A 26089-nucleotide genomic window follows, 5' to 3' on the forward strand; every position below is an offset into this window, starting at 1 on the left:
CTTGACACGCGCCCACGACCCGGGCATTATAGGCGAAGATAAGGCGAAAGTAGTTGCCTGCTCTGGCGACTCTCCTTCCTCCCAATATGAATGCGCACGCTGAGAATCCGTATCTTTTTTATGCCGAGGCGGCGGAAGAGGCGCCCGCGCCGCTGGTCGGTATTGCCAAACTCGCGGCCGAGGGCGAAAGCGTCCGGGCGGGGCACAACGTGGAGTACTTCACGCTGGAGTCGCGCTCGATCCTGAACCGCTGCACCGCTCCGCGAATGCCCTTCACCTGGACCATCAACCCGTATCGCGGGTGCGAGTTCGCGTGCAAGTACTGCTACGCGCGCTACACGCACGAGTTCATGGAGATAAAGGACTCCCTGGAGTTCGAGCGGCAGATCTACATCAAGCAGGGCAGTTGCCCGACGCCTGTCCCTGCTGGTGATGACGATTCCACCCAATTGCCGAACAGCCCCACCCTGTCGCCGAAGGATGGCGACAAGGGTAGGGCACAAAACAGGCCCGGGGAGAACTTGCGATACCTCCTGCGGCGCGATTTGAAGAAGGTGAAGCCGGGCGAGGAGATCGCGATTGGGACGGCCACCGATCCGTATCAGCCTGCGGAGCGCCGTTACGAGGTGACGCGAACGCTGCTGGAGGAGTTTGCGCTGCACAGCGGGTTCGATATTGGGATCGTGACGAAGAGCGACTTGATCGTGCGCGATATCGACGTGCTGCGGCGAGTCGCGAAGACGAACCGGCTGTTCGTCAACCTGACGATCACGACGCTGGACCCGCAACTGGCGCGGATTCTCGAGCCGCGGGCACCGCGGCCGGATTTGCGGCTGAAGGCGCTGCGGGCACTCAACGTGAGCGGAATCGATGCGGGCGTGATCTGCGCGCCGGTGCTGCCGGGAATCACCGACAGGCCGCGTGACTTGGAGCAACTGGTGGCGGAGACGGCGCGCCATGGCGGTAAATATATCTTTGCGAATCCCCTGTTCCTCAAACCGTGTTCGGCGAGCGTCTTTCTTCCCTTCCTCGAAAAGGAATTTCCGCAACTTGTCGGCGAGTACAAGCGGCGCTTCGAGGAGAAGGCTTTTGTTTCGGCGGCGTACCGGAAGCGGACTTCAGAACTGATGTCGAAGCTGCGGAGCAAGTACGGGATCACCTATTACTTCAACCGAAAGAAAGAATCAGGACCGCAACTCGTCGAAGCGCAGCAGTTGGGACTCTTCCACGAACCGGAGAAGCGCGGTCCGGCGGCGCACGCCGGAATGGAGCGGCGGCGCAAGACCATGTGCTGACTTCTGCCTGTATCTAAGGTCTTGGTACAGGAGTTGCGTACAGGGTCGCAGGGCCCGCGAACAGTTGTCGGCGAGGGACAGGGTAACCTGACCTGGGCCTGTACCTTCGTCCGGGCCGGGCTGGACCTTGGGGTGCTGCGAACCAAGGTAGTCAGCGTGGCGGCCGTCGGGTTCGCACGGATAATAAAGGAACCGTGGAACTGGAGTTGCGCAACTCGTTGACCGCGTTCTTTTTGCCGAGCGGAGCCGTGCTGGCGGCGCTCGTCATCATGCTGCAACGCGGAGTGCTGCGGCCCGACGAGCAATTCGCGACGTTCTGCTGGTATGCGGCGTTCGGCCTCGGAATGGTGCTGGCGTTGCGGTTCCGGTCGTCGCGATTGCTGTTCAGCCTGGTTGCGCTAGCGCTGGGAAGTCTGGCGCCACAAGCGTTGCCCGGGCGACACACCCTCGGCTTCGTCGCCATCCTTATCCCCGTCAACCTGATTGTTTTCTCTCTCCTTGAAGAGAAGGGTTTCGGCAAGCGCGAACTGCTCAGCCGGGCGGTGTTCTTTTTCGCGCAATTCATTGTTATCGCGTTCCTTTCGCGGCCCGAACTCGAGGGACCCGCTTCGCTCTTCGACGGCAACTGGATCAGGGCTCTGCCGAAAATTGCAGTTCCGCAACTAGCGATGCTGACTTTTGCCGCGGCGGGAGGCCTCTTTGCGTTTCGGTTCTGGGTAGTGCGCAAGCCGATTGAAGCCGGATATTTCTGGGCGACGGCGGCGTGCTTCCTCGGACTGAGTTCGCGCAACGAGGCGGTTGGGTTCTTCTACGTTGCCAGTGCCGGCGGCTTGCTGACGATGTCTCTGCTGGAGAGTTCGTACCGCATGGCGTACCACGATGAACTCACGGGGTTGCCGGCGCGGCGAGCATTCAACGACGCGATGAATCGCGTGGGCGAACGGTACGCGATTGCAGTTGTGGACATTGATCACTTCAAGAAATTCAATGACACCTATGGGCACGAGACTGGCGATCAGGTACTCCGCATGGTTGCCTCGAAACTGGCGCGCGTGAGCGGCGGCGGCGAAGCGTTCCGCTTCGGCGGCGAAGAGTTCTGCATTCTGTTCGAGGAACGAACCGTGCGCGACGCGCTTCCCTACCTGGAGCGGGTGCGCGCCGACATTGCAGATGCGGTCTTCTTCGTTCGCGGCCAGGACCGCGTGGTGAAGAGCATCGAGCATCGCGCAGGTGCGCGCGGCAATATCGAAGCACAGGTGACGGTGAGCATCGGCGTAGCGGGATCGAATGGAAAGATGGTGAGCGCAGATGACAGCCTGCGCGCGGCGGATAAAGCGCTGTACCGGGCAAAGCAGGAAGGCCGAAATCGAGTCGAGGTCGCTGCGGCGTGGCGGAAGCTCGCGAATATCGCGGACGTAAAGATCAAGGAAGCCTGAAGAAGTCACTTACAGCCAAGACTGGATTCTGCATCCGCAAGCTGTTTCAGTAGGGACGTATTTCCTGATCGCAAGCGTACCAAACCATTTCGCGAGCCTTGAAGATTAGAGCACTCTGTGTTCATCCCCAACTGGACAATAAGTGTGATTGCGAACTGGCTGGGCGCCAGACTCTGCTCCGACACTCCATACTCATTTGCGAGAATCTCTTTCGTTTCCACGGAGTGAGTTGTCAGTATTGAGCGGAGACCATCTTCGATCGCGAGGTTCTCAGCCCGAAAATGATCGACGCCTGTGAGGTTCTCTTCCGGGGTCCTCTCGCCATTACCGCGGCGTTCCAAATATAGGAGGATGTGCTCGAGACACTGTTGCCGACACGGGAGGCTCTGCAACGAGTCTGTGATTGCCTGTCGAACTGCCATGCCCTCGTCCAGTTTGAGCATCTGTGCAAGCTGATCTGCGACGCCCGAATCATTTCGGTTAGCGAGCGCTCGAACTGCCGCCATTTGACTCCCGGAGTTCGGGTTTTTAGCAACTGCGAGCAACACCGAAGTTGCACCTGTTCCCCGCAATGCGGCGAGTTCGTCGATTGTCTGTGGATGTGACTGACCAGGTTCCAGCGCTTCCCGATGAAGCTTCTCAAGTTTGGCCAATCTGAACGCGTAGAGAACGAAGCACAGAAATACCGTCAGCGTTATCGCGATGAATACAAGTCGCAGCACCCTCTTCATCGTTCCTGTCCCAGCCCCTCTCACCGGCTTGAGTAGCCAAAGAACTGCTTTCTGCAAGCATATTTGTGCGAAATCCCGAGGTCAAAATTATGCGGCGACTCTTCTCTTTAGTAACGACCCCACGTTTCGCAGGTCCTCGATGAAGCGGGCCATCTCTTCGTGACGGGTGGCGTCGTTGGGGGCGCGAAGAATCGAGGAGGGATGGACGGTTGCGGTGACGCAGGGGGCAAGGTCGGACGGAATTAGTTCGCCGCGGCGCTGCGTGACCTTGAAGGTTCGGCCCAGCAGAGCTTGTGCGGCAGTTGCGCCGAGGCAGACGATCACGCGCGGTCTGACTGCAGCGATCTCTGCATCGAGCCAGGGACGGCAGGCCGCGATCTGCATGGCGCTGGGCTTCTTGTGAATGCGGCGCTTGCCGCGAGGCTCCCAGTTGAAGTGCTTTACCGCGTTCGTGACGTAGATTTTACTTCGATCGATTCCGGCGGCGACGAGAGCCTTGTCGAGCACAGCTCCCGCGGGCCCGACAAACGGTTTGCCGGTGAGATCCTCTTTGTCGCCGGGCTGCTCTCCTACGAACATGACTTCCGCGTGTGCTGTACCTTCCCCGAATACAGTCTGAGTTCCCTTCTCCCACAGGTTGCAGCCACGACATTTCTTCGAAGCCTCGCGCAGAACCGGGAGGGTGCGGCGTTCGGGAAGGAAATCGGCAGCAGAAGTGTTTAGGCGCTTCGGCATGAACAGGAAGATGCGATTCGGCTGACCGCCGTTGCGCAGCAATTTTTGTTGACAGCAGACACCCACTGCCGCACAATCTCGGCTCAAATTGAGCATCATCGTTAATTGAGCATCATCGTTAATCTGTCCAACCAGTTTCGGCCCCTCATAACGCTTCGAAAGGAATCCCCATGAGCAAGACTCTGATTCGTATTTCGGTTATCGCGGTGTTTTGCGCTTGTGCCATCGCGTTCCTCAGTAACGCTGTTTCGGCCGGAATTCCGGACAATGCCAAAACGCTTGCTGCGCTGGATGACGAATGGTCGAAGGCAGCCACTGCCGGCGATGTCGAAAAGGTCGTTTCTTTCTATGCGGATGACGCGGTTGTGTATCCGCCCAACGAACCCATAGTGAGTGATCCTGCGGCGATCAAGGAATCCTGGGCAAAGATGCTGGCGGATCCGAAGGCCAAACTGTCGTGGAAGACGACACACGCCGGCGTCGATCACAACACGGGGTTCACATCTGGGACGTATCAGGTTGCGGGTGCCGACGGAGCGGTGTTGGAGAAAGGCAAGTATCTCTGCGTCTGGGGCAAGGGAAAAGACGGCAAGTGGAAGTCGCTCCACGATATGTGGAACCGCGACAGCAAATAGAAGAAGCCCGGAAGAAGCCGCTAGTCCAACGGACGGCGGCTTCCTTCAACATTGAAATCACCCGCCCATTGAGCGTAGATTGACGCCGTAGTCCAATGCAGCATCGACAGGTGCTTGCCATGGCGACAGACATTCAAGCAATCCTAAGAAATCTCTCTTCCTGCTATCAATTCAAAGACAAGTCGGTGATCCATGTTGGCGCCGGCGGCGGACAATTTCTCGGATATGCGACTGACGCGCGCAGCGTCGTTGCCGTCGATCCGGAGATTTCAGCCGTGGAACGACTCCGAGCGGCGTTAGCACTCCTGCCCTTCCGAGATCGTTTCACCGTTGTGCAGGGTGAGTTCGGAACGCATCTTGGCGCGGCAGACGTCGTCTTCTTTGAATTTTGCCTGCATGAGATTCCTGAACCACGAAATGCACTCCGCGATGCGAAACTGCTCGCTTCCGATGTGGTCGTCATCGATCATGATCCCGAGTCTCGGTGGGCCTGGCACACCGCGGAGACCGACAAAGCACGGAATAGTTGGGCAGCTGTACACGATTATTCCGTCCGCCTCGACCGGCAGTTCACAGGGGTACAGCGATTCTCGGACGTTTCAGAATTGCTTCAGAAGGTTGGCTGCCTGGGCGAGCCTGCGATCAGCAGAGCTAACCTATTCTTGAACCAGGCTCCCATTGAAATCGAAACGAAGTATCGGATCGCGGTCTTCTGAACTATCCGTCAATAAAAGTGGGCCGCGGATCGATTCGCGGCCCGGCACGAGAACGGAGCAGATGCTCCATATGGACAGTTAGTCGGCTGACGTTGCTTGTGGTTCCAGCGTCTTGGCGTCGCGTTCCGTGAGTTCGCCCTCGTTGACCACACGACTCTTGTCGTACGAGTGTCCGGTGAGGAGACCAAGGACGAATCCGCCGAGAACAAGCGCGCCGAATGCGAACAGCGAGTCGCCGAACATGCGCGACCAGCGGATATGGCTCATGAGCGGCGTCTGCAGGAATTCCGCGGAACGCGCGTACCATGTGCCGTACTGGACCGACGCCCATGCTTGCATCAGACCGATGGGCAGGATGCTGATCGTTGTCATCGCAAACAGGCCGATATTGATGCACCAGAAGGCGATTGCGAGCGGCTTGTCTTTCCACGCCAAGCCGGGACGCAGCGCGCGCAGGCAGAAGAGCATGAGGCCGAGGCCCAGCATGCCGTAGACGCCGAACAGCGCGGTGTGTCCGTGGACCGGCGTGGTATTGAGGCCCTGCATGTAGTAGAGCGAGACTGGGGGATTGATCAAGAATCCAAAGAGGCCCGCGCCGACCAGGTTCCAGAAGGCGACGGCGACGAAGAAGTAGATGGGCCACTTGTAGGCGGTCACCCAGCGAACTTTTTCGGTCCCGCGAGAGATGCGGATGTTTTCCCAGGCTTCGAATCCAACCAGGCAGAGCGGCACAACTTCCAGCGCGCTGAATACTGCGCCGAGTGCGACAACTGCGGTCGGCATGCCGGTGAAGTAGAGGTGATGGAACGTGCCGATGATCCCACCGGACAGGAAGATCACGGTCGAGAACAGGACGGCGCGGGTCGCGGTCTTCACCGAGAGTAACCGCAGGCGCGTGAAGAGGAACGCGATCACGACCGTGGCAAACACTTCGAAGAAGCCTTCAACCCAGAGGTGAACCACCCACCAGCGCCAGTACTCGGCTGTGATGAGCGGCGAACGCTGGCCATACATGAGGCCGGCAGCATAGAAAAGCGGGATGGCGATGCTCGAGGTGAGGAACAGCATCAGCAGGTTCTTGTCTTCCCCACCTTTCACAAGCGCGGGTTTCATGGCGCGATAAACGAGCCACAGCCAGAAGACGAGTCCACCGAAGAGAGCGATCTGCCACACGCGGCCGAGGTCAACGTATTCGTATCCCTGCGAACCGAACCAAAACCAGAGGTTCCCAAGTTTCTGTTCGATGCCAAGCCATTCGCCCGCCAGCGATCCGCCTACGACCAGGATCAGCGCGCCAAAGAGGATGTTTACGCCCAGGCGCTGGCCCTTCGGTTCGTAGCCGCTGACTGCCGGTGCGATGTAGAGGCCGGTGGCGAGCCACGAAGTTGCAATCCAGAAGATGCCGATCTGCAAATGCCAGGTGCGCGCAATGGAATACGGCAGAATTTTGTCCAGCGGGATGCCGTAGAAGCCGGAACCCTCGACACCGTAGTGCGCCACGATCGCGCCCATGAGTATCTGCACCACCCAAAGCGCGGCAACCACGAAGAAGTACTTCACCGTGGCACGTTGTGAGGGAGTGGGATTCAAACCGAGCAGCGGGTCGCTTTGCGGAAGATCGCGATGTTCAGGTTCCTTATCGCGCGAACCGAAATACCACACCATTCCGCCGACCCCGGCGAGCAGAAGCACGAAGCTGATGATGCTCCACACGATCGCCGAAGGCGCGGGACGATTGCCGACGAGGTCCTCATGGGGCCAATTCTGCGTATAGGTAACGTTCTGGCCCGGACGATCCGTTGAAGCCGCCCATGCGGTCCACCAGAAGAATGCGGCCATCTTCTGCTGCTTCGCGAGGTCGGTGAGAGCGCCGGCTGGAATCGCGTAGTCGCTGCGGCCTTTGCCGAAAATGTCGCCGTAATAGCCGGCGAGTTCACGATAGGCGTCGAGCCGAAGAGGATCGATGGTGATCGTGTTGCTCGTGGCATTGTAGGTGTTGGTGCGCATCATTTGCTGCAAACGAGCCTGCAATGCAGCCTGCTGTTCGATACTCAGCGACCCATAATTCGCCGCGCCGGACTCTTTCGCCCAGCGATTGAGGATGTACATGCATTCACGGTGGAGATAATCGGCGGTCCAGTCGGGCGCAACGTAAGAGCCATGACCCCAGATGGTGCCGACTTCCTGTCCGCCGATGGATTGCCAGACGTTCTGGCCGTCTCGAATGTAGTCGCCGGAGAAGACAACGGTTCCGTTGGTGGTTATGACCTGGGCGGGAATGGGAGGACCATTGTGGATACCTTTGTATCCCACGCCCCCCAGCACCGCAAACGAAGCGATGAGCACAACAGCCAGAGCAATCCAGAGTCTCTTGTATTCGCGCATTAAGATTCCTTCCTTTGAAGTGTCGGCGCCGCAACAAGAGAGGATTGCCGAAGCAGGTGCGCGGGCCGGCGTGTAAATGTGAGTACGAGATTCGTAGCAAATAACGTGACAGCCGTAAGTTCGAGAAGAGCCGAGATGGGAAGCACCTTCCAGGCCCACGCCGCGTAGTCCTGGTAAGCGAGTACTTCACTGCTGACGCGCAAAAAGCAGCCGAGCGTCAAAGTGGCAAGTGCCAGGAACATCAGCTTGGTACTGAACAGGAGGCGCATTCCGGAAAATGCGGGCAGAACGCGTTGGCCGATACTGAAAACCATCATCGCGAGAAATCCGACAGTTAGGGCGTGACGAGAGGCCCCCCACAGGCCGGAAGCATTTTCCACACGGGACGCCCAGATTGCAAGAATTCCCGCAACCAGCAGCCATGCATACGCGGAACGGACGAACACCGGAAAACTTTTGTGTACGCCCTGGGTCTTCGCAGGTGCAGAGGGGCGCTGGAAGAGTTTCAGGGCAATGATGGCGAAAACGGCGGCATGGAATGTGAGCAGGGCGGAGATGTAGAAGTGGCCGAGCAGTGCTGCCGTCACCCCAAATGTGTTGATGGCGACGGCGCAGAACAGTAACGACGTGTTCGTCGGCCGGAGTCCGAGAAAGATAGGGAGCCACTTGTTGCTGAAGCCCCAGACGAACGGAACGAGGAATCCCCAGGTACAGAGTACGAGGAATCGAGCATCGATGGCCGGCGGAATCGCCGGACTCGCGCTGCGCAGAGCCAGATACATCGCGAGCCCGGCGTTCATCACGAGCGCGGCAAGAAACCCGACCGTCGCAATGATGACAACCCAAACCCAGGTTTCGATTTTCGATTTGCCGCTGTCCTTCGCCTCATGCTTGGAGACGGCTCGGAAAAAGATGAGGAAGGCGACGAGTTCGAGAATTGCGCTGGCCGGAAGCAGCGCTCGCCAATGCCAAAGGTAGATGTTGGTGAACCAACGAAGCAGGACACCGGCGGTCCACATGCCGTAGCAAAGCCAACCGGCGCGCATCGCCAGTGTGCGGCGAACGGTCGGGATGGAGTAGAAACCGATGCCGAGAATGAAGCTCCCGATCCAGCCAAAGATCTGTGCATGTCCGTGAGCCTGTATCCATGCTGCGGAGACGCTCTGGGCGGCGCGGTGGTTCGTGATAGAGATCAGGTTCCAGACGCCGAGGAACGTTCCCGGCAGCAACATGAATGCCAGGCCGGTGACGATGTAGGCCACCAGCATGCGCGAGAGCCCGGTTTCACGCGCTTTGTTGCGCTCGAAAACCTGTTCGGGACTCTCGCCCAAAGGCTGCCGCATATCGATTGGAATAACGTTCGGCATTGCTTTAACGACCGTCTTCCATCGATACAGCGCGGGGGAACAGGATGTTATTTTCCAGGTGAATGTGCTGGTGCAGGTCGGCTTCGAACTCTAGCAGCCCGTTGTAGAGAGTGCGGTAACTGGTGCAGGCGTCTTCGGGAGCCTTGTAGTCGCTGGTTATGGCGCGGAGTTCGCGCAGAGTCGTACCGGCGCTGTCGTGCTCGGAGACCATCATGCGGATGGGGTTCTGCACGGTTCCAAAGGGCGGCGGCAGGACAGGCGCCTTTTCGACGACGGATTCTTCCATGCGAATGATGTACGGGAACAGGATCTGCTCTTCTTTCATCAGGTGCATGGCAAGTTCGTCGAAGAGCGTCTCGACGAGTTGGCTGACCTTCACAGTTTCGGGATGCGTAGGGCCATGTTTGCTCGCCACCTTCTCGGCAAGCGCGGTCAGGCGCGGTGTTTCCGCATAAATGAAGGCGTGGTGCTTCTTAACGATATGGTCGATGAGATCGGCGAGCGGCTGGGCGCTCCAGTCGGGGCCGCTGTCGCTCCGGGCGAGGCGGGAGCTCTCTGCTTGCTCGAGTTGCTGCAGAACCTGCTCAACGGGGAGTTTCGCCTGGACGCAGGCTTCTCCGAGTTTCTTGCCGCCACCGCAGCAATAGTCGATACCGAGCTTCTCAAATACTCTGGTCGCGCTGGGAATTGTCAACGCGAACTCACGAACGGTTTTGGTTTCATCAAATGTCATGTTCTCTGCCTTTGTACTTCTTGAACTACAGGCAGAGTACGAGAGGAAGCAGGGCTACCATATGACTTAAGTCACGGGAAGAGTCGAAAGTCGAAAGCTGCAAGTCGAAAGCTAAGACCAGCAGGAGATACTGCCTTCCAGCTTCTGACTTTTGACTTTAGAATTTCGGCCTTCGACCGCTTACTCCTGGAGCTCAGCGGCCAGTTTGTCAGGCTTCGGTATGGAGATGTTGCGGCCGTCCATCGCGATGAGGCCTTCGGATTGAAGACGGCTCAGGTTGCGGGAGACGAGTTCGCGGACGGTGCCGAGTTGGGCCGCGAGTTCCTGGTTGTTGGCGTTGAGAGTGAATTGAATTCCCGACGCGGATCTCTTCCCTTCCGTTCTTGCCAGTCGAAGTAAAAGAGCGACGAGGCGGTGGCGAACCGTGGTGAACGAGAGTTCTTCAATGATGCCGACCAGTCGCCGGAGACGCGCACCGACCACCTTGAGAACTTTGAGTGCGACTTCCGGATGCTGCAAACACAGAGCATGAAAAGCCTGCTTGCTGACAAACAGCATTGTGCTGTCGCTTACCGCCTGTGCTGACGCCGGATAGTTGCCACCATCGAACACGGGCAATTCAGCAATAGATGAGCCAGGGCCTTCTATGGCGAGCACCTGCTCGCGACCACTTGCGGCGCTCTTGAATATGCGGACATTACCCGTCTGAACCACGTAGAGACCCTCGCAGGGATCGCCCTCCGAGAAAAGCAACTCGTCGCCTCCGACCTTTCGTTCGACGGTTCGAGTGACAAGGAATTCGAGTTGTGCGTCGTTGAGCCCGGAAAAGATGGGCACGCGACGAAGTGTTCCGGCAATGGTTGGCTTCAGGTCCGACATGGGGAGCATTGTAATTGGGACAGTCAATCGGGTCAGTGCTTATATGCGGAAAACCGCACACCCCGGCGACAAAGGCTGGAAGGGGCCTCGAACCGAATGTTCATTGCGGCAGGTAGAAACTGGTGATGAGCAGCACTCCGAAGGTGATAGCGTGCAGCAGTTCGGTCACACCCAGCCACTGCACGTCGAGTGCTTCCGGTTTCTGGAAAACCCAGACCACACCGCGTATCACGATCGGCAGAAAGGCAACGGCGGCGAAGAGGGGTAGATCAGTGGCGGCTGAGAGTGATGCAATGATAACCAGCATCGCGCCCTGCAGAACCAGGAATCCCCAACCGCGACTGAACCGGTTCCGGGCTCCCGCAATCTTGGAATTCCGAAGCCGCAGTTGGACATAGTGGATCTGATCGCACGCAAAGAGCCAATTGGCGACCCATAGCGCGAACGCCAGCGAATCAAGGCGTCCGGTTACGACGTAATAGGCGCCGGCCGCGGTCGAGGTAAGGCCGATAGCGCCGATGATCTGGGCGGGCATGCGCATTTTTCGACCGAACAACTTTACGCAAGCCTGCGTTGCAAACGCCGCGCCGGCGATCGCGCCGATAAAAACGAGTCCGAGGTGCTGCCCATTGCGGAAGAGGAAGTACAGGGGGAGGGCGGCGAAGGAAGAGATTATGAGAGTCGCCTGCCATACGGTTCTCTTCTCTTCCGCATTATGGGCGTGCATGGTGCTGCTACCAAGGAGGACTTCAACCGGAGTGCGCAGCCAGAACAGCGCGAAAGCTGCGGTGAGAAACTGAAGAAATGCGAGTATTCCGTTCCCGTGCAGGAAGCCAACACAGCCGGCAATAACCAGCGGCACCAGCAGGATGCCCCACGCGCCGTGCTCGCGAGGAATCACCAGGGCTCTCATCCTCGAACGATGAACATCATTGATTCCCGAAACTGCGGACATCATTGGACTCCTGAAATTTCAATCCGCCGAGGGCGGTGCCGACTGAACCCCACGTTCTAGTCTGGAACTCTTGACACCCCCACCCCTGCCGCTGCGCGACAGAGGTGGGGCACAATGTTTTATTTCACTTCCACATAGCTCTTCGGCTGATATACGCAGAAGGGTTCGGAAGCCATGAAGTCTCCTGTGGCTGCATACGCACGCGCGCGGCATCCCATGCAGACATGGCGGAATTCGCAACAACCGCACTTCCCTTTCAGCGCATCGTCGTCGCGAAGCGCCTGGAAGACTTCGGCCTTCTCCCAGATTTCGGCGAACGTTTGTTTGCGAAGATCGCCCGCAAGCGCCGGGAGATAGCCGCAGGGATAAATTTCGCCTTCGTGTGAGATGAAGCAAACCCCGGTACCGGCGAGGCAGCCCTTCGTAACGGCGCTCATCCCATCCGGGTGACCGCCTGGATGTCCACCCGGATGACCTCCGGGATGCCCTGCATGTCCCGCGCGGTCGGGTTTTCCCGCGAAGGAAATACCGGTTGACCCGGGCATCGTCATTTCGACAGGACCGATCGCAGGCACTTCAACTGGCGCCTCGACTCGCTGCTGCCCGTAACCGGCGGCTTTGCGCTCAGCCACGCGACGCTGGCGAACGACGCGGAAATAGTGCGGCGCGCACGTGGCCTTCAACTCGATATCACCTGCAAGTGACTGATCGTAGAACCAGTTGAGAATTTCTTCGTATTCCTGCGGCGGCACCATTTGCTCTTCGGCGATATCGACACCACAACCAACCGGAACGAGCAGGAACGTGTGCAGCGCGTCGGCCCCGAGGTTCCGAACCATCTGCAGAACCTGCGGCAACTGCTTGGCATTGTGGCGCGCGATCGTCATGTTGATCTGCACCGGCATTCCGAGCTCTTTCAGGTTGCGGAATCCGTATATGGCGGCGTCGAATGCCCCGGGAATTCCGCGGAACGAATCATGAATCTCGGCATTGGCGCCGTCGAGACTGATGGAGACGCGCTTCACGCCGGCACGGACAATCTTCTGGGCGATTTCCTTCGTGACGAGGGTACCGTTGGTGGCGAGCGCGACGCGCAGGCCGAGGTCGGTACCATAACGGGCGAGTTGGAAAATATCAGTGCGGTATAAAGGCTCGCCACCGCTGAGCACCAGGATCGGATTCGCGTACGCGGCAATCTGACGGATGATGTCGAGAGCTTGGTCGGTCGGAAGATCGGTAGGCGATGCGAGTTCAGTCGCGGTGGCCCGGCAGTGGATGCAACGCAGATTGCATCCCTTAGTGACTTCCCAGAAGATCAGCCGCGGTTTGTACTCCCTGGTTGCGGGATTCATTTCTTTCTCCTGTTTCCCCCACCGCACCTTGTGCGGGCGTTCCCCAAACGCACCTCCACTCTAGATTTTCTATTACCCAAGCAGCCGTGATTCGAGTCACGGGTACTTGTGACCAATGTCACTCGGGCGGAAGTGCCGTAAATTCAGCTGGAAAAACCCCAGGGCCGCCGATAACCGGACGACGAACCTGGGGGACAAACCTACAACCCGAACGCTGTTTACGGGCCGACTCCGCCGGTGTGGCAATCGGAGCAATTCACCTGCGTGAGGTCGCCCAGATCAACGGGATGCTTGAACTGCACGCCCTCGGCCGATCCCTGCAACTCGACGCCATTCTCCGACTGTGACAGCAGAGTGTGGCACGCATTGCAGTCCTTGCTGATCACCTTGCCATTCTTGCTCACGTGGTTGCCGTCATGACAGCGGAAGCAGCCCTGAAAGTAGAAGTGGCCGACGTTGTCGGGATGCGTCTTCCAGCTCACCTTCATCTCGGGGAAAATGCTGTTCTGGAAGATGCGCTGCAGTTCGGAGACCATCGCCTTGATCTCCGGCTGTTTGGAGTTATAGATGTCCGGATACTTTTCCTTGTAGAACGCCGGTATCTTGGTGGCGATCGCCTGCAGCGCCTCGGGTGTTGACTTGTAATCGGCGGCCAGCGCCTCGACGCCCTGCGCCTTCGCGAACGGGAGCGAGATGTCGATACGATGCGCAGTGATCGCCTGGTCGACAGAGCGATCCGGCGGCATGTAGATGTGCGTCGGCCGATTGTGGCAGTCTACACAATCCATACGCTTGCTCTGTAGTTTCCCGAGAGCCGCGGGAGTCGTGTCAGCGCCCGGTGCGGCGTACTCAGTGACCTTGCCGCTCATGTCCACAAGTCGTACGTAGGAGATGTTCTGGCGCGTTGGATCGGACCAATAGGTGATCTTATTGCCGATGTTCATGTGCCAGTGAATGCCCGAAGCGACACCAGCGCTGGGATCGCCACCGCCTGTCTTAATGAGCAGGCGGAATTCGCGAGGAGTACTTTTCTCGTCGCTGCCGTATGTATCGATGACCTTCAGCTGGGCGCCCCAGAACTTCTTGGGCCAGTGGCACTGCTCGCAGGTTTCCGGAGCGGGGCGAAGGTTGGCGACCGGCGTTTCGATCGGCCGCGGGAAGGTATTGAGAGCGGTCTTGAATACCTGCCTAGCTCCGGACAGTTTCGAACGCACGTACCAACCCGCACCGGCTCCTACGTGGCAGTCGACGCAGCGAACGCGCGCATGCGGCGAATTCTGGTGCGCGACGAACTCGGGATGCATCACGGTGTGACACAGCCGGCCGCAGAATTCGACCGAGTCGGTGTACTCGTACCCGCGATAGCTGCCCACGGCGCTCATGAGCACGAAGATCACCACGAAGGAAAGAAAGAATGCGACGGTGCTCCGCTGCGCAGGATTATTGAGGTCCAGAAGCGGGAATCCTCTCTCATCGGGGCCCGCGATCTTCTTCCGGTGTAACCACATGCCGAGTGGAACCAGCAGTAGGCCGAGAATGAGGAATCCGGGAAACACCATGTAGGCGAGAACGCCGACATAGGGGCTGGGGCGTGAGGAAGTGAGATCGATTAAAAAGAGAAAAAGAATGTTGGCGAGCGCGACGACCGCGAGAGCCAGCCCTATGAGGCTGACATAATTTCGAAGCAGCGCGCGCAGATTAATTGCTGCAGACCCAGATGCATTTTCCGGGGCACGATCCTCGGGCATGAATGCAACTCCTTAAGAGCGGGAACAAACCTCTTGAGCCGGCTCCCGATTTTGTTTCTACGACTAAAAAAAATCGCAAGACTTCTGCGAGCCCTGTCTCCCTGCAAATCCGCGGGGAGTTCTGCCTGGTTTCGCGCCGCCTGACCTTCAGCGATACGCAAAGACCATTGCATAAACAATCCAGACCACTACAAACGACCCAATCGCCAACGCCATCCAGGCAAATGCCCGGATTCCCCGAACGACGATCTCTGGATGGGGTTCGGCGAGATTCTCTTCCAGGCGGCCACTCTCCACGAGTTCCGCATATTCCCGCGGCTTGTCGCGTTTCAGTTCCACCAGCGACATTCTTCCTGTGAACACGGTGGTATCCATCGGAAACTTCTCAGGACGGAGATGAGTGTTGAAAAAATGCACCGTGAAAATGAAACCGGTAGCGAGCAACGCTTCGTCGCTGTGGATGATCGTTGCCACATTGATGAAGGATCCGGGAATGAAGCGCGTGAAGAAAATCGGGAACCACAGCGCCAGTCCAGTGGAACCGATGATGAACACGCCCCAGAACACTGCGAAGTAATCAAACTTCTCCCAGTAAGTCCAACGTCCGTACTGGGGCCGCGGCCCGCGCCCGACGAACCATTTCATCGTAGCGATGAATTCTTTCAGGTCTTGCCGGTTGGGGACCATCGATCCCGGGCCGAAGACGAGAGACGTCCAGTTCTTGTGCTGCTCCTTCTTCTGCCGATAGAGATCCAGCAGGTGGGTGATGAAGGTCCCAAACATGATGAGCGCGGCAGTGCGATGAATATAGCCGGCCGTTTCGAAGCCGCCCATCAACCGCGAGAGCCAGACGGCCCAATTTGTATAGGAGAACTTCAGGGTCAGTCCTGTGAGCGACAGGCTCAGGAAACTCACGACCATGCAGGCGTGGAGTGCACGGTTCTTGCGACTGAAGCGCACGAATTCGCGCTTCTCCACCTGCTTTCCAGAACCGGCGGCACGCGTTGAGGCTTCAGGTGTCGTTACGACTGTCGCTTCACTCGGCATTTTTAGCCTCCTCACCTGACGTCCCGTCGTCGAGGTTCTCCTCTTTCTCAGCTTCTTCTTTCCGGAGTTCCCTTCTCATCTCCAGGGCCCGGGGTAGCCACAGGACTGTGTGTATCCCGCCGAACACGAATGTTCCCACCAGCAACGCCGTCATACCCCAGAACGTGTAGAACAGGAACGGATACTTTCTCGGATCGTGGTGGGTAGCGTGGGTGAGGTATCCGGCGAACCGACGCGTGGCGCCGGCATGACACTTCCCGCAGGTCGCGACCACGTTTACTCGGCTCAAATGCGAGCGTGGATCGCCAATTGCCGCAATGTCGTGCGCGCCGTGACAGTCGTAACACTTGGCAGTCTTGGTATAACCGAGGCGGGACACCTTGCCGTGATACGTGTCGAAATATGTTTTGGCAATCTCAGAATGGCAGCGGCCGCAGCGATTCATGATTTCGAGCTTGAACGAATCTTGATCGGCGCGCGTAATCTGATGCGCCGTGTGGCAATCGCTGCAGACCGGTAGAGGCTTATCCGTTTTGGTAACACTGGGGGAGTGAACGCTTTGATTAAACTGCTCCTCGATTCCGTTATGGCATTTGCCGCAGGTGTTGGGAAGGTTGCGCGGGTTAACGGAGGAGCCTGGGTCGCTCGTGGGCAGAACGCCGTGCGCGGTGTGGCAACTAGTACACGTGGCCGTCACGGTAAGGCCGCTCTTCAGCAGTCCCTTTCCGTGAATACTCTCTTTGTAGTTGGGAATGATCTGGTGTTGGCTGCCGGTGTAGCGGAGCGCCGCCTTCTGACCTTCACGATGGCAGTTGCCGCACAAATTCGGAACGTTGGTGGAGAAGATCGGCGAGGACGGATCGTATCGCTTCAGGACATGATGGGTTCCGTGGCAATCCTTGCATGTCGGCGCGTTCTTGTCGTTTTGAGCGAGCAACTGACCGTGCTTGCTGCGCTCAAACTGCTGGCCGATTTCTTCGTGGCAGGCGCTGCAGTCCACTTTCCTGGTGATGGTTTCACAAGGACGCACTCGCGACGCGTTCACCTCGGAGTGGCACTGACTGCAGGCGATCTTGCTATGAGTTGAACCAGCCACCTCCTCCACCTGCACGAACATCGATCGGCCGTCGCGACTCTTCAGACCCTGGTTGCTGTGGCAGCGCATGCAGTCCGCATCCGCCATTCCCTGGGTGTAATAGACCTTCCTGATCTTGTGAGGCTGGTGGCAGTCGACGCAGGCTGGGAGAACGTTGGCTTCCTTTTCCCAAAGTTCACCCCGAATGGTCTTGCGATGCACACTTTCGATTTGCGAGTGACACTTGGTGCAGGTTGCCGCGATGTTCCGTCGCGCAATTGACGACTTCGGATCTGTGTGTGGAAGGATGGAATGTGGCGTATGGCACGACGCGCAGTTCGGCGCCACCACCAGGCCCTTCTTGAACAGCGCTTCGCCATGAATGCTTTCCGAGTAATTCTCGAGGATGTTGTGCTCGGGAATGTTCCGGGTTTTCTGGACCGCCGTTCCCTCCTGGTGACACTTGCCGCAAACGAATGGAATTTTCAGTGGTGCAACCGCGGATCGGGAATCCTTCACCGGAACGATGTCGTGATTGCCGTGGCAGTTCACGCAACGGGGAGCAAGGCTGTCCCCGCGGGCTGCCGCGCGTCCATGCAGCGACTTCGCCTGTAGTTCGGCCTCCTGGGAGTGGCAGGTTCCGCACTCTACCTTCTTCAACGGTGTGGAGTGTGGCAACTCTTTGCCTTCGAGATCGGCGTGGCACGAGGTACAGGAGAGCGAAGAGTGGACCGAACCTGAAAATCTCTTAGCATCAACGAAGAGCGACATCGTCCGTCCACCGCGCCGCGTGGTCATGCTCTTGTCGCCGTGACAAGCCAGGCAGTCGTCGTTCTGCTGTGCGTATACCGTGGCGCCGGCGAAGAGTATCAGGATGACTTTCGCGAGCACCGCAACCGTGGAGTTCAGCGGTAATCGCCTTTGTCCTGAACGGAGGAGAACCGACTGGGACCGAACGCTGCGCCTGTGAATGATCTTTTCTCCCATCTGGTCTAGTTGTCCTGGTTCCGTCCGGCTTCAGCCCCGGCGGCCACGGTTTGTTCGGAGGCGGTTTCGCTGTTCTCCGCCGCCTGTTTCTCGGCTTCCAATTGCATGGCAGCCAATATGGTTTCGGAGTCGAGGGCGTGTTCTTCGCGATACTGCTCAATCGTCATCTTGCCGTCGTACCAGGCCCAGTTCATTGGGTAGACATCCGGGTCGAAGATAACCATGTAGAAGTGCCAGACCAGGATGGCAAGGGTAGCGAGAATGGCCTCGTAGAAGTGGACCGTCATGCCAACGTCGATGCTCCAGCGCGGCAGCAAATCGCCGACCGGAACCTTGAACCACGCCATCAGTCCAGTGACGGCCATGACAATAGTTCCCCATACCAGCGCCCAGTACTCCATCTTCTCGGCATACCCGAAGCGTGGAAATTCGGGTTTCTTTTTGCTGAGGCCCAGGTAGTAGAGCAACACGTCACGTATTGCGATCGCATCCTGATACCTCGGCATCAGATCGCTCACAAGCTTGCGGCCTTCCTTGTAGCGAATGACATAAAACACGTGATAGAGGCCGACAGCAATGAGCACTGCCCCGGCAGTGCGATGGATATATCGGCGAACTGCCTCGTTGATGAAAATGGTGCCGAGAATCGATTCCGGATACTTAAGCGCAAAGCCCGTAAGCACGAGCGTAAGGAAACTGGTAAGCAAAACCAGGTGCTGCCGGCGTTGCAGCCTCGTCATGCGAACAACCACACGTTCGCCGCCGCCGATGTGCACGTGCCCTTCGCGGCGATCCTTTAATTTCTTGCGCATGATCAGCAGGTTATGCACCAGCATTCCGCCGATCGTCGCGAAGATCATCAGCAGGTAAAAGTCACGGGCAATTCGCGAGAATTTGCTGCCAAGGTCGCTGGCTTCGGCGGGATCGACGTGCACCTTGGAGTTCGCAAAGTTCGCGTTGGCGCCCGCGTGACACTTGCCGCAGGTTGCGACCAGGTTCCGAGGATTAATCGTCGAGTTTGGATCGCTCGACGGAAGAATGTCATGTACGCCGTGGCAACTGGCGCAGTTCGCGGCCTTGCTCGAGCCCATCTCCGTCGCCAGGCCGTGATAGCTTTCGAAGTACGTCGTCGCGCGGCGACCTGGGATGCCGAACTCCTCCGACATGCGCACGCTGTTATGGCATCGCGCACAGGTATTCTTGGCGAGGTTCTCGGCGGACACACTCGATTGCGGATTGCCCGGGGCCAGGATTGTGTGTATGCCGTGACAGTCGGTGCACGCGGGAGCATGGAGATCGCCCGCGGCGAGTTCCTTGCCATGAATGGATTTTTCGAACTGAGTCGCTTCTTTCTGGTGACACTTTGCGCAGGTCGCTGGAACGTTGGACTTGGAGATTGAGGAAGCGGGGTCGTTGGCTGGACGAATCGCATGCTTCTCGTGGCAATCGGTACAGACTGCGGCCTTCTCGCTGCCGCCCGCGACGGCTTCACCGTGCACACTTTGCGAATAAGAAACAGCGGGCGCGGTGCTCACTCCCGTAGGGTTCATGACCGCGGTTTTGGTGTGGCATTTGTCGCAGGTCTTCGGAATGTTGAGATGGTTGACGAGAGATGCCGGATCGCTGGCCGGGAGAATCTCGTGAACTGACCCATGGCAATCGGAACAGCGCGCGGCCTGTCCTATGCCGGCCTTGACTGCTTTGGCGTGAACCCCGCTGTCGTATTGCTTCTGTTCGTCGGCGTGGCATTGCGCGCAGGAAGGCTTACCGGGAGGAACCGAGTGGGGAACGTCCTTGACGTCGGTATGACAATCGACGCACTGGAACATCTGCCCGTGAATGGAGGCTGCAAACTTCTTCGGGTCAACACCGAGGCTGACGCTCTTGCCATTCTCCTCCTTCGTCAGCGTGGGATCGTTATGGCAGGCGAGACAGTCGTCGTTCGTGAACTTGGGCTTGGCCTCGTCCTTTTTTTGCGCGAATCCGGCTGATGCCAGCAAGAGCAGCAGGAACAGAATTCTTACGATCCATGCAGGTTTCACTCGGCCCTTCTCTTCATTGCGGCGGGTTATAAATGCAGTATGTTTGCCGCTATAAATCCCTGTCCTCCACAGGACGGATTACGCCTCCGGCAGGACACTCTGTTTTCGCATCCGGGGCGACCAACTGGCAGTGAGAGTTCTCACCTGCAAATGTGACCTTAATCACATGGAGTTATGCCAAAACTGCGGTGGCACAAGGACTTGTGCGCGCTGGGCACCGCGTTCCGTGACGGCTATCACGCACTGAAGGTGTCAACGTTCCAGTGTTTGCTCTCGCCTTTGGAAGAACAAAAAAGGGGCGATCTTTCGACCGCCCCGCTTGGAGGGCCCGCGCGCCGTAAGGTGTGCGGGAGAAGACAACCCCTAGAACTGATACTTCACGCCAACCGTGCCAACAGTGGCATGGAAGTCGCGGGGAGCAACCCCCACCCAGCTGCCACCCACGAGCGCAGAGGCACCGGTCGGGTCCGACTTCTCGTTGTATCCGTAGTAGGCGTAATCGCCCTTCAGGAAGACGCCCTTCGCAACTTCGATCGAGGCGCCTGCCGAAGGCTTGTGGAAGCTGATGGCCAGCGGTCCCTGCGGGACATTCGGATTGTAGGGAACGAAGGCCGTTGTGGATCCCCCGGCCTGAACGCGGCTCTGCTGCAGGAGGAGTGGAGCCAGTGTGTCGGCGCGAAGGAAGCCGTCGGAACCGCTATTGCTGGAGATGTCGTAGCCGACGCTGAGCGCAACGCGCTTCACCGGCTTGAACATCAGGTTGAAGTACCCGGTATTGATCCGCTCCTTGTAGCGCACCACCACGGCATAGTCGCCTGTCGTGGGTGTCGGCGTCGCGGCGGTCGGATCATAACAGTAACTGAGTGCGCCACCCTCGGCGGGAATCACGCTGGGTCTCGTCGAAACGGGCAGACAGCTGCCCGTGTTCGAGTAGATGTCGTTGAACGTATAGCCGAGGTCCAGCGCGAACCGATCGTTCGGAGTGTAGTTGACGTTCCCGTTATACGAGTAAGCGTGGTCGCGATGATCCTGCTCCGGCGCGCTGATGAACCCCGCTGGGGAAACGTCATTACTTCCCTGCCGCAGGCTCATCGATCCGGAGACGTTGACGTCTTTGCTTACCCGATAAGACGAACGCCCGCGGAAAACGAACAGGGTTGTCGGCGCGATGCGAGTGAAAGCCTCATCGTTGTTCACGAACTCGAAGTCGGCATTCACGCGCCACGCGTCGACAGGACGCAGGATCACGCCCGCCAGCAGCGTTTTTTCGTGGATCAACACCTCGCCGGCATCGCCGGCTGGTTCGGTCGTAACCGTGCCACCCGGTTGAGCGACAAGCGTGCTGCCGGTCCACAGATTGTACGGATAGTAGATCGTCGTCGAGTAGCTGTTGTCCTTGTCGTTGTACCTGCGGTTTCCGTAGCGGAAGCCGATGTGCGCGCTGAAGAGACGGTTCGCGTCGACTTCAAGCAGGGTCGTGTTCGATACCGTTCGCTGGCCGTAATAGTAGATGAAGTTCTCATCGGTGACATTGCCGCCGCTCGATGTGGTCAACACCGACGGAGTCGACGTGATGGGAATCGCAAGCTGCCCCGTGAACGCATCAGGCAGACATGCGGTCGCGCCAGCCGTTGTCGGACCCGATGGACTGAACACATTCGCCGGAGCCGCGCCGGACGGAATCACATTCGCATAGCACGCGATTTCCGAACTGTTCCACATTGCCGGAATTCGCCAGTAGAGATAGCGAAGCTGGTTCGTCACCGACCACTGATCATTGAGGTGATACGTGAGGCCGAGGTCAGCGTTGGTGCTGATGCGGTCAATGACCGCAGGACCGCTGACCTGGAATCCGGTTTCGTTGGTTCGCGAAACATAGGTTCGGGCCAACTCATCGAAGTTGTCCATCTTGCTGCGCCCGGAACTGTAAGAACCGGAAGCCGTGATGTCCAGCTTGTTCCAGTAATTGCTCACCAGTGAAAGCTGCGAGGTCGGAAAGTCCGTCCGCGTCGGAGCCGACCGCGAGTAGTAAAGGTACAACCCGCAGTTCGGCTTGATGGCTCCCGAGCTGTTGACGATCGGCGTCGGCGTATTGGCGCACGGCTGGCTGTTGAAAGGATCGTAGATGATTCCAAGGTCAGCCGGGACACCGTTCGACGTGAAGTTGCCCACGCTGCCGTCGAATGCAACCGTGTCCACCTTGTTGTGATCGAAGAAGAAGTCATAGCTGAGCTGTGTTTTGCGCGCGAACTTCCAATCGACTCCAAGCTGGTAACGATCGGAGCGGTTGCGGAAGTTCTCGTTCAGCATGATCTCCGTACCTTCGTGATAGCTGGTCGCCGCGGGACCCTCGTTGTTGTTTCGCGAGTAGCCCAATCGCAGCCGCATCGGAGATTGCGGAGCTATCGTGAGATTGAAATCTCCGAAGTTGCGTCGAGTGTTCATGAAGTGCGGCGAAATGCTGTTCGGCGCGTAAACGTTCGCGGGAACCAGCGGATTCGCCAGCAGGTTGTAATCGAATGAGTTGATGTCATAACGGTAGGACGCCGCGAAGTCATACCAGTGGTTCTTGTACATCCGCAAGCGGGTCGCGCGCTCGGGATCGCCGCCATAACCGAAGCTGCTCATCCACAAGCTGTCGAAGACCGAACCGATGTGATTGATCGACCTCATGCTGAGCGTCTGATCGAGCAGCCTCGGCCCAGTGTGAAGACCAACCATCGATTCATAGGTGCCGTCGCTACCGTTGTTGTCGGCGAAGCGGACCCCGAACTCCACCGATTGCGTCACGACGTAGTTGCCGCTGACTTTGCCTTCCGGTTCGCTCTGCTGTGCGACGGCAACGCATGAGAGCAGTAGAACAACAGCGATGCCGATGACTTTCCATTCGCCCCGTGGCTGCTGGGGGCGTCCTGGCGTATTCGATTTTTTCTGTGCCATGATGTCCCCCTTTATTTGAAGAAAATGTTGGAAGCGTTAGAGCCGTGTATCTGCGAGTGGCACATGGTGCAGGCCTGGCTTTTGGTGTTTTGCGGATGAGGCCCGTTAGGAATTCCGGCGTGACACTCGAGGCACATCGAGTTCACCGTCGGACGGGACAGCAGCCGAGGATGTGTCGAGCCATGCGGACTGTGGCAAGCCTGGCAACCTTCTGCCTTCACTACCGCGTGCTCGAATACGAACGGACCCTTCTTGTCGCTGTGACAGTTGAAGCAGACTGCGTCCTGCGTGGAAGCCGAACGCAACTGGCGGTTCGCAGCGGAGTGCACGTTGTGGCAGTCCGTACACTTCACCAGCCCTTCATTCACGCGATGCCGGAAGGGTTGATCGAACTCTGACCTGACCTGCTGGTGGCACGAGTAACACAACCCTCTCTCGTCGTCGGCAAGCAGGTATTGCGCTTCTTTCGGTCGGTGAATGTTGTGGCACGACGTGCACCCAACACCCGCCTTTGCATGCGCAGAACGATTGAAGGTCATGTGCTCGGGGTTGGTCTCGTGACAGGCCATGCACCGCACACTGGCCTCCGCCTGCGAGACACCCTGGAACGTGAATATCTTGTTCTTGTCACCGCCGGCTTCCACGTGCGCACTTCCGGGTCCGTGACAGGATTCGCAGGCGTGCCAGGATTCGCCGCGGCCGTTCTTGAACGTAGTTTTATAGTGCGCGCTTGTTTCGATCTGTTTGAATTGCTGCTCGTGACACCCCTGGCAGGTATCCGAGCCAACGTAGTTGTTTTGGGGCGCAACACTCGTCTTGACTTGCGACGAATGTTCTTGCGCAGAGCTTGCATGGACGGCGACGGATTGCACAACTCCGAGCCAGAACGTCAGCCCCACGGTGAGCGCCCACATCAATGGCTTTTGAGTGGTCTCTCTTTCCCTCATCATTGCTCCTGGGCGATTCTCGGCAAGACGCATTCTTCGCGCACTTCGCCGAGTGCTCCATGATTCTCATCGGCATTTTTAGAAACACCGCGTGAGCCAAATCACATTGCGGTTGCCAATTCGTGTGTTTCTTCTCGATTCGGGAACTGGACCAATTTGGAAAAGCCCAAGGAAGGTTCAGCAACGCAGCTTGTTGTTCGATGTTTGTCATCACGAGTCCAATTGTCAGGCGAGGTCGAACAACAAAATGGCGGCGCCGAAGCGCCGCCCAGAAACTCAACTTGACGTTATGCGCGAAGTCTTGGAGCGCGAGGCCGCCGTGACCGGCTCAGGCCAATGGAACGCACGCGTTCATAAGCGCCATGCAGATCCTGGCTCAACATGTTGACGACCATCATGCAGACGTCCCGGTGCTCGCGGAGAAACTTCAGCAGATCTTTACGCTTGATATGAACAACCTGGGAAGCATCGAGCAGTTCGGCGCTGACCTCGTAGGGAGTGCCGGCCATCGTAGCGCCAAGTCCCAGCACTTCTCCGGGTCCCGCGATCCGTAGCATCAGGCGCTTTCCAGTTTCAGAGCAGATGGTGAGTTTGGCCCGGCCTTCGCAAAGAATATAAATGCCTTTGGCAGCACGCCCTTCGGAGAACAAAACCGTACCTCGCGGTTCGGTACTCGCGATCTTGATGGTGTCGAATGACTGCAGCGCGTCGATAGGCATGTCACAGAACAGCCGGTCGGGACGGAAGTCGCAATTGAAACAACTCGGCTGGATCGTGCTTTCCATGACTCTTTTGTTTACTTCACTCGCAATGCGTAATCTGTGACTCTAGTCACTATTTGCTGTGGTGAGAGTCACGCGAAACCCGCATAAATAGCCGGGTTGCCGCACTGCTCGTGGTTTTTGCGGAATCACAACTGTAACGCGCGACGAAAACTGGAGAGGCCACACTGCGTTACTGAATGGAAAGGAAGTGCAAGCGGCAAAATTCATCGAGAATCTTGCCGTGGCACTCCACAATCTCTTCTTTCAACTTGTCGCGAGAGCTTTCAACGCGGCCTTATTGCGAATCACCAAGGTGGAACCTTTCGCCTGCACGATCTGCCGTTTCTTCAATTCAGCAAACAACCGTGTGACGGTTTCTCGCGAGGTGCCGATCATCTGCGCGATCTCCTCGTGAGTGAGCGCCAGTTTCAATCTCGGCTCGGTCTTCGCGTTCTCGCCGTTGCGGGCACTCCAGTCGAGGAGGAGCTTCGCCAGTTTCTCCGCCGCAGAGTGTGACAATCCGAGAGAGCGGATCTCGCGGCACGCGGTGTTGTACTTGTCGCTCAACTGCTCGGCGACCCGGAAACATGCATCGGCGTGCTCGCGGAGGAAGCGAAGGAAATCTTCGCGCTTTACGAAATTGATCTGGCAGGGATCAATGGTCTCAGCCGTCAACTCGTAAGGCTTGCCCGAGACGGTCGCACTCAGGCCAAGAACTTCGCCGGCCTCGGCGATCTTGAGGATCAGCGTCTTGCCATCCGTGGAGCAGATCGACAGCTTAACCCGGCCCTTGCACAGGACGAAGATTCCACGTGGCGCCTGGCCTTCCACGAAAAGGACCGCCCCCTTGGGGTAGGCGGTCGCATATTTAACAGATTCAAACGCCTGGAGCGCATTGGCGGGCAGATCGCAAAAGATATGCTCGGCCCGCATTTTGCAGCTCAGACAGCTTTCGATGATATCGAGTCCATATGGTGATAGCACACAACCCCCATCGGGTTCCGGATACCCGCTTGCGGTTTACCCGCTACCGTCCACCGGTTCATCGTGCGCGTCACTAAGCCCCCGAAATAGCACGTACGCGCCGTATGTGTCCAACAAACAGTCCGGATGTGCCTGATCGCACGCCAGTTATGTGACGTGGTCAGACTCCTCTTGCGCAAACTCAACGGTACCGGGCACTTAGCAAACCCGGTTTTGCCCAGTCTCCGGCCCGAAAGTCCCGCATCATCCCCATGAAGCGCCTTGGCACAAACATGTCACAAGTACAAAGATCACAACCGATTGTGATAATTCGCACTCGAACCGAAGTGGTCAGGT

Annotated in this window: 19 protein-coding genes; 4 read left to right on the plus strand and 15 right to left on the minus strand. The window is 57.9% G+C overall.

Annotation, left to right across the window (positions count from 1 at the left end; all coding sequences use genetic code 11):
- Positions 1 to 53 precede the first annotated feature (53 nt).
- Together ROO76_06675 and ROO76_06680 are read left to right on the plus strand one after the other, a co-directional pair.
- On the plus strand, positions 54 to 1295 hold the full coding sequence (locus ROO76_06675; protein ID MDT8067836.1) for a radical SAM protein: 1242 nt from the start codon (positions 54 to 56) through the stop codon (positions 1293 to 1295).
- Positions 1296 to 1489: 194 nt separating this feature from the next.
- Positions 1490 to 2731, plus strand: a complete 1242-nt coding sequence (locus ROO76_06680; GenBank protein MDT8067837.1) for a GGDEF domain-containing protein — start codon at positions 1490 to 1492, stop codon at positions 2729 to 2731.
- 818 nt (positions 2732 to 3549) lie between these two features.
- Here the strand turns inward: ROO76_06680 and ROO76_06685 are convergent.
- Complete coding sequence (locus ROO76_06685; GenBank protein MDT8067838.1) at positions 3550 to 4197, minus strand: UdgX family uracil-DNA binding protein; 648 nt, start codon at positions 4195 to 4197, stop codon at positions 3550 to 3552.
- A 170-nt stretch (positions 4198 to 4367) separates the two neighbouring features.
- Here ROO76_06685 and ROO76_06690 point away from each other — a divergent pair, with 170 nt between their 5' ends.
- Complete coding sequence (locus ROO76_06690; protein ID MDT8067839.1) at positions 4368 to 4832, plus strand: DUF4440 domain-containing protein; 465 nt, start codon at positions 4368 to 4370, stop codon at positions 4830 to 4832.
- A gap of 119 nt (positions 4833 to 4951) precedes the next feature.
- Positions 4952 to 5548 (plus strand): methyltransferase domain-containing protein, encoded by a 597-nt coding sequence (locus ROO76_06695; GenBank protein MDT8067840.1) that lies wholly within the window; start codon positions 4952 to 4954, stop codon positions 5546 to 5548.
- Positions 5549 to 5626: 78 nt separating this feature from the next.
- Here ROO76_06695 and ROO76_06700 read toward each other — a convergent pair whose 3' ends face one another.
- From ROO76_06700 to ROO76_06765, 14 genes are all read right to left on the minus strand, one after another.
- Complete coding sequence (locus ROO76_06700; GenBank protein MDT8067841.1) at positions 5627 to 7933, minus strand: nitric-oxide reductase large subunit; 2307 nt, start codon at positions 7931 to 7933, stop codon at positions 5627 to 5629.
- Positions 7933 to 9300 carry a hypothetical protein gene (locus tag ROO76_06705; GenBank protein ID MDT8067842.1) on the minus strand — a complete coding sequence of 456 codons (1368 nt, stop codon included), beginning with the start codon at positions 9298 to 9300 and terminating at the stop codon, positions 7933 to 7935. Before ROO76_06705 ends, ROO76_06700 begins: the two co-directional genes overlap by 1 nt.
- Before the next feature lie 4 nt (positions 9301 to 9304).
- A complete protein-coding gene (gene ric, locus ROO76_06710; GenBank protein ID MDT8067843.1) occupies positions 9305 to 10033 on the minus strand; it encodes an iron-sulfur cluster repair di-iron protein in 729 nt (242 codons plus the stop codon).
- 180 nt (positions 10034 to 10213) lie between these two features.
- Positions 10214 to 10912 (minus strand): Crp/Fnr family transcriptional regulator, encoded by a 699-nt coding sequence (locus tag ROO76_06715; GenBank protein ID MDT8067844.1) that lies wholly within the window; start codon positions 10910 to 10912, stop codon positions 10214 to 10216.
- Between the two features lie 100 nt (positions 10913 to 11012).
- Positions 11013 to 11867 carry a YwiC-like family protein gene (locus tag ROO76_06720; protein MDT8067845.1) on the minus strand — a complete coding sequence of 285 codons (855 nt, stop codon included), beginning with the start codon at positions 11865 to 11867 and terminating at the stop codon, positions 11013 to 11015.
- A gap of 119 nt (positions 11868 to 11986) precedes the next feature.
- Positions 11987 to 13219 carry a radical SAM protein gene (locus ROO76_06725; GenBank protein ID MDT8067846.1) on the minus strand — a complete coding sequence of 411 codons (1233 nt, stop codon included), beginning with the start codon at positions 13217 to 13219 and terminating at the stop codon, positions 11987 to 11989.
- Between the two features lie 218 nt (positions 13220 to 13437).
- Positions 13438 to 14967, minus strand: coding sequence for a NapC/NirT family cytochrome c (locus tag ROO76_06730; protein ID MDT8067847.1), 1530 nt, complete (start codon positions 14965 to 14967; stop codon positions 13438 to 13440).
- Positions 14968 to 15114: 147 nt separating this feature from the next.
- Positions 15115 to 16014: a hypothetical protein gene (locus ROO76_06735; protein ID MDT8067848.1), complete on the minus strand. Its 900-nt coding sequence runs from the start codon at positions 16012 to 16014 to the stop codon at positions 15115 to 15117.
- Positions 16004 to 18076, minus strand: coding sequence for a cytochrome c3 family protein (locus tag ROO76_06740; GenBank protein ID MDT8067849.1), 2073 nt, complete (start codon positions 18074 to 18076; stop codon positions 16004 to 16006). Before ROO76_06740 ends, ROO76_06735 begins: the two co-directional genes overlap by 11 nt.
- 5 nt (positions 18077 to 18081) lie before the next feature.
- Positions 18082 to 20118: a cytochrome b/b6 domain-containing protein gene (locus ROO76_06745; GenBank protein ID MDT8067850.1), complete on the minus strand. Its 2037-nt coding sequence runs from the start codon at positions 20116 to 20118 to the stop codon at positions 18082 to 18084.
- A gap of 363 nt (positions 20119 to 20481) precedes the next feature.
- The gene (locus tag ROO76_06750; GenBank protein MDT8067851.1) at positions 20482 to 23058 is read right to left on the minus strand and encodes a hypothetical protein; all 2577 of its coding nucleotides are present in this window, start codon (positions 23056 to 23058) and stop codon (positions 20482 to 20484) included.
- An 11-nt stretch (positions 23059 to 23069) separates the two neighbouring features.
- Positions 23070 to 24008, minus strand: coding sequence for a DmsE family decaheme c-type cytochrome (locus ROO76_06755; protein ID MDT8067852.1), 939 nt, complete (start codon positions 24006 to 24008; stop codon positions 23070 to 23072).
- Between the two features lie 284 nt (positions 24009 to 24292).
- Positions 24293 to 24790 (minus strand): cyclic nucleotide-binding domain-containing protein, encoded by a 498-nt coding sequence (locus ROO76_06760; protein MDT8067853.1) that lies wholly within the window; start codon positions 24788 to 24790, stop codon positions 24293 to 24295.
- Positions 24791 to 25033: 243 nt separating this feature from the next.
- Positions 25034 to 25702, minus strand: coding sequence for a Crp/Fnr family transcriptional regulator (locus ROO76_06765; protein MDT8067854.1), 669 nt, complete (start codon positions 25700 to 25702; stop codon positions 25034 to 25036).
- Between the last annotated feature and the right edge of the window lie 387 nt (positions 25703 to 26089).

This window comes from Terriglobia bacterium, assembly GCA_032252755.1.
GTDB lineage: Bacteria > Acidobacteriota > Terriglobia > Terriglobales > Acidobacteriaceae > JAVUPY01.

Excerpts from the sequence above, each read along its gene's own strand:
- ROO76_06715 (MDT8067844.1), bottom strand. The coding sequence starts at position 10,912 with ATGTCGGACCTGAAGCCAACCATTGCCGGAACACTTCGTCGCGTGCCC.
- ROO76_06725 (MDT8067846.1), bottom strand. The coding sequence starts at position 13,219 with ATGAATCCCGCAACCAGGGAGTACAAACCGCGGCTGATCTTCTGGGAA.
- ROO76_06760 (MDT8067853.1), bottom strand. The coding sequence starts at position 24,790 with ATGGAAAGCACGATCCAGCCGAGTTGTTTCAATTGCGACTTCCGTCCC.
- ric (MDT8067843.1), bottom strand. The coding sequence starts at position 10,033 with ATGACATTTGATGAAACCAAAACCGTTCGTGAGTTCGCGTTGACAATT.
- ROO76_06720 (MDT8067845.1), bottom strand. The coding sequence starts at position 11,867 with ATGTCCGCAGTTTCGGGAATCAATGATGTTCATCGTTCGAGGATGAGA.
- ROO76_06730 (MDT8067847.1), bottom strand. The coding sequence starts at position 14,967 with ATGCCCGAGGATCGTGCCCCGGAAAATGCATCTGGGTCTGCAGCAATT.
- ROO76_06695 (MDT8067840.1), top strand. The coding sequence starts at position 4,952 with ATGGCGACAGACATTCAAGCAATCCTAAGAAATCTCTCTTCCTGCTAT.
- ROO76_06735 (MDT8067848.1), bottom strand. The coding sequence starts at position 16,014 with ATGCCGAGTGAAGCGACAGTCGTAACGACACCTGAAGCCTCAACGCGT.
- ROO76_06740 (MDT8067849.1), bottom strand. The coding sequence starts at position 18,076 with ATGGGAGAAAAGATCATTCACAGGCGCAGCGTTCGGTCCCAGTCGGTT.
- ROO76_06700 (MDT8067841.1), bottom strand. The coding sequence starts at position 7,933 with ATGCGCGAATACAAGAGACTCTGGATTGCTCTGGCTGTTGTGCTCATC.
- ROO76_06750 (MDT8067851.1), bottom strand. The coding sequence starts at position 23,058 with ATGGCACAGAAAAAATCGAATACGCCAGGACGCCCCCAGCAGCCACGG.
- ROO76_06765 (MDT8067854.1), bottom strand. The coding sequence starts at position 25,702 with ATGCGGGCCGAGCATATCTTTTGCGATCTGCCCGCCAATGCGCTCCAG.
- ROO76_06705 (MDT8067842.1), bottom strand. The coding sequence starts at position 9,300 with ATGCCGAACGTTATTCCAATCGATATGCGGCAGCCTTTGGGCGAGAGT.
- ROO76_06685 (MDT8067838.1), bottom strand. The coding sequence starts at position 4,197 with ATGCCGAAGCGCCTAAACACTTCTGCTGCCGATTTCCTTCCCGAACGC.
- ROO76_06755 (MDT8067852.1), bottom strand. The coding sequence starts at position 24,008 with ATGATGAGGGAAAGAGAGACCACTCAAAAGCCATTGATGTGGGCGCTC.
- ROO76_06690 (MDT8067839.1), top strand. The coding sequence starts at position 4,368 with ATGAGCAAGACTCTGATTCGTATTTCGGTTATCGCGGTGTTTTGCGCT.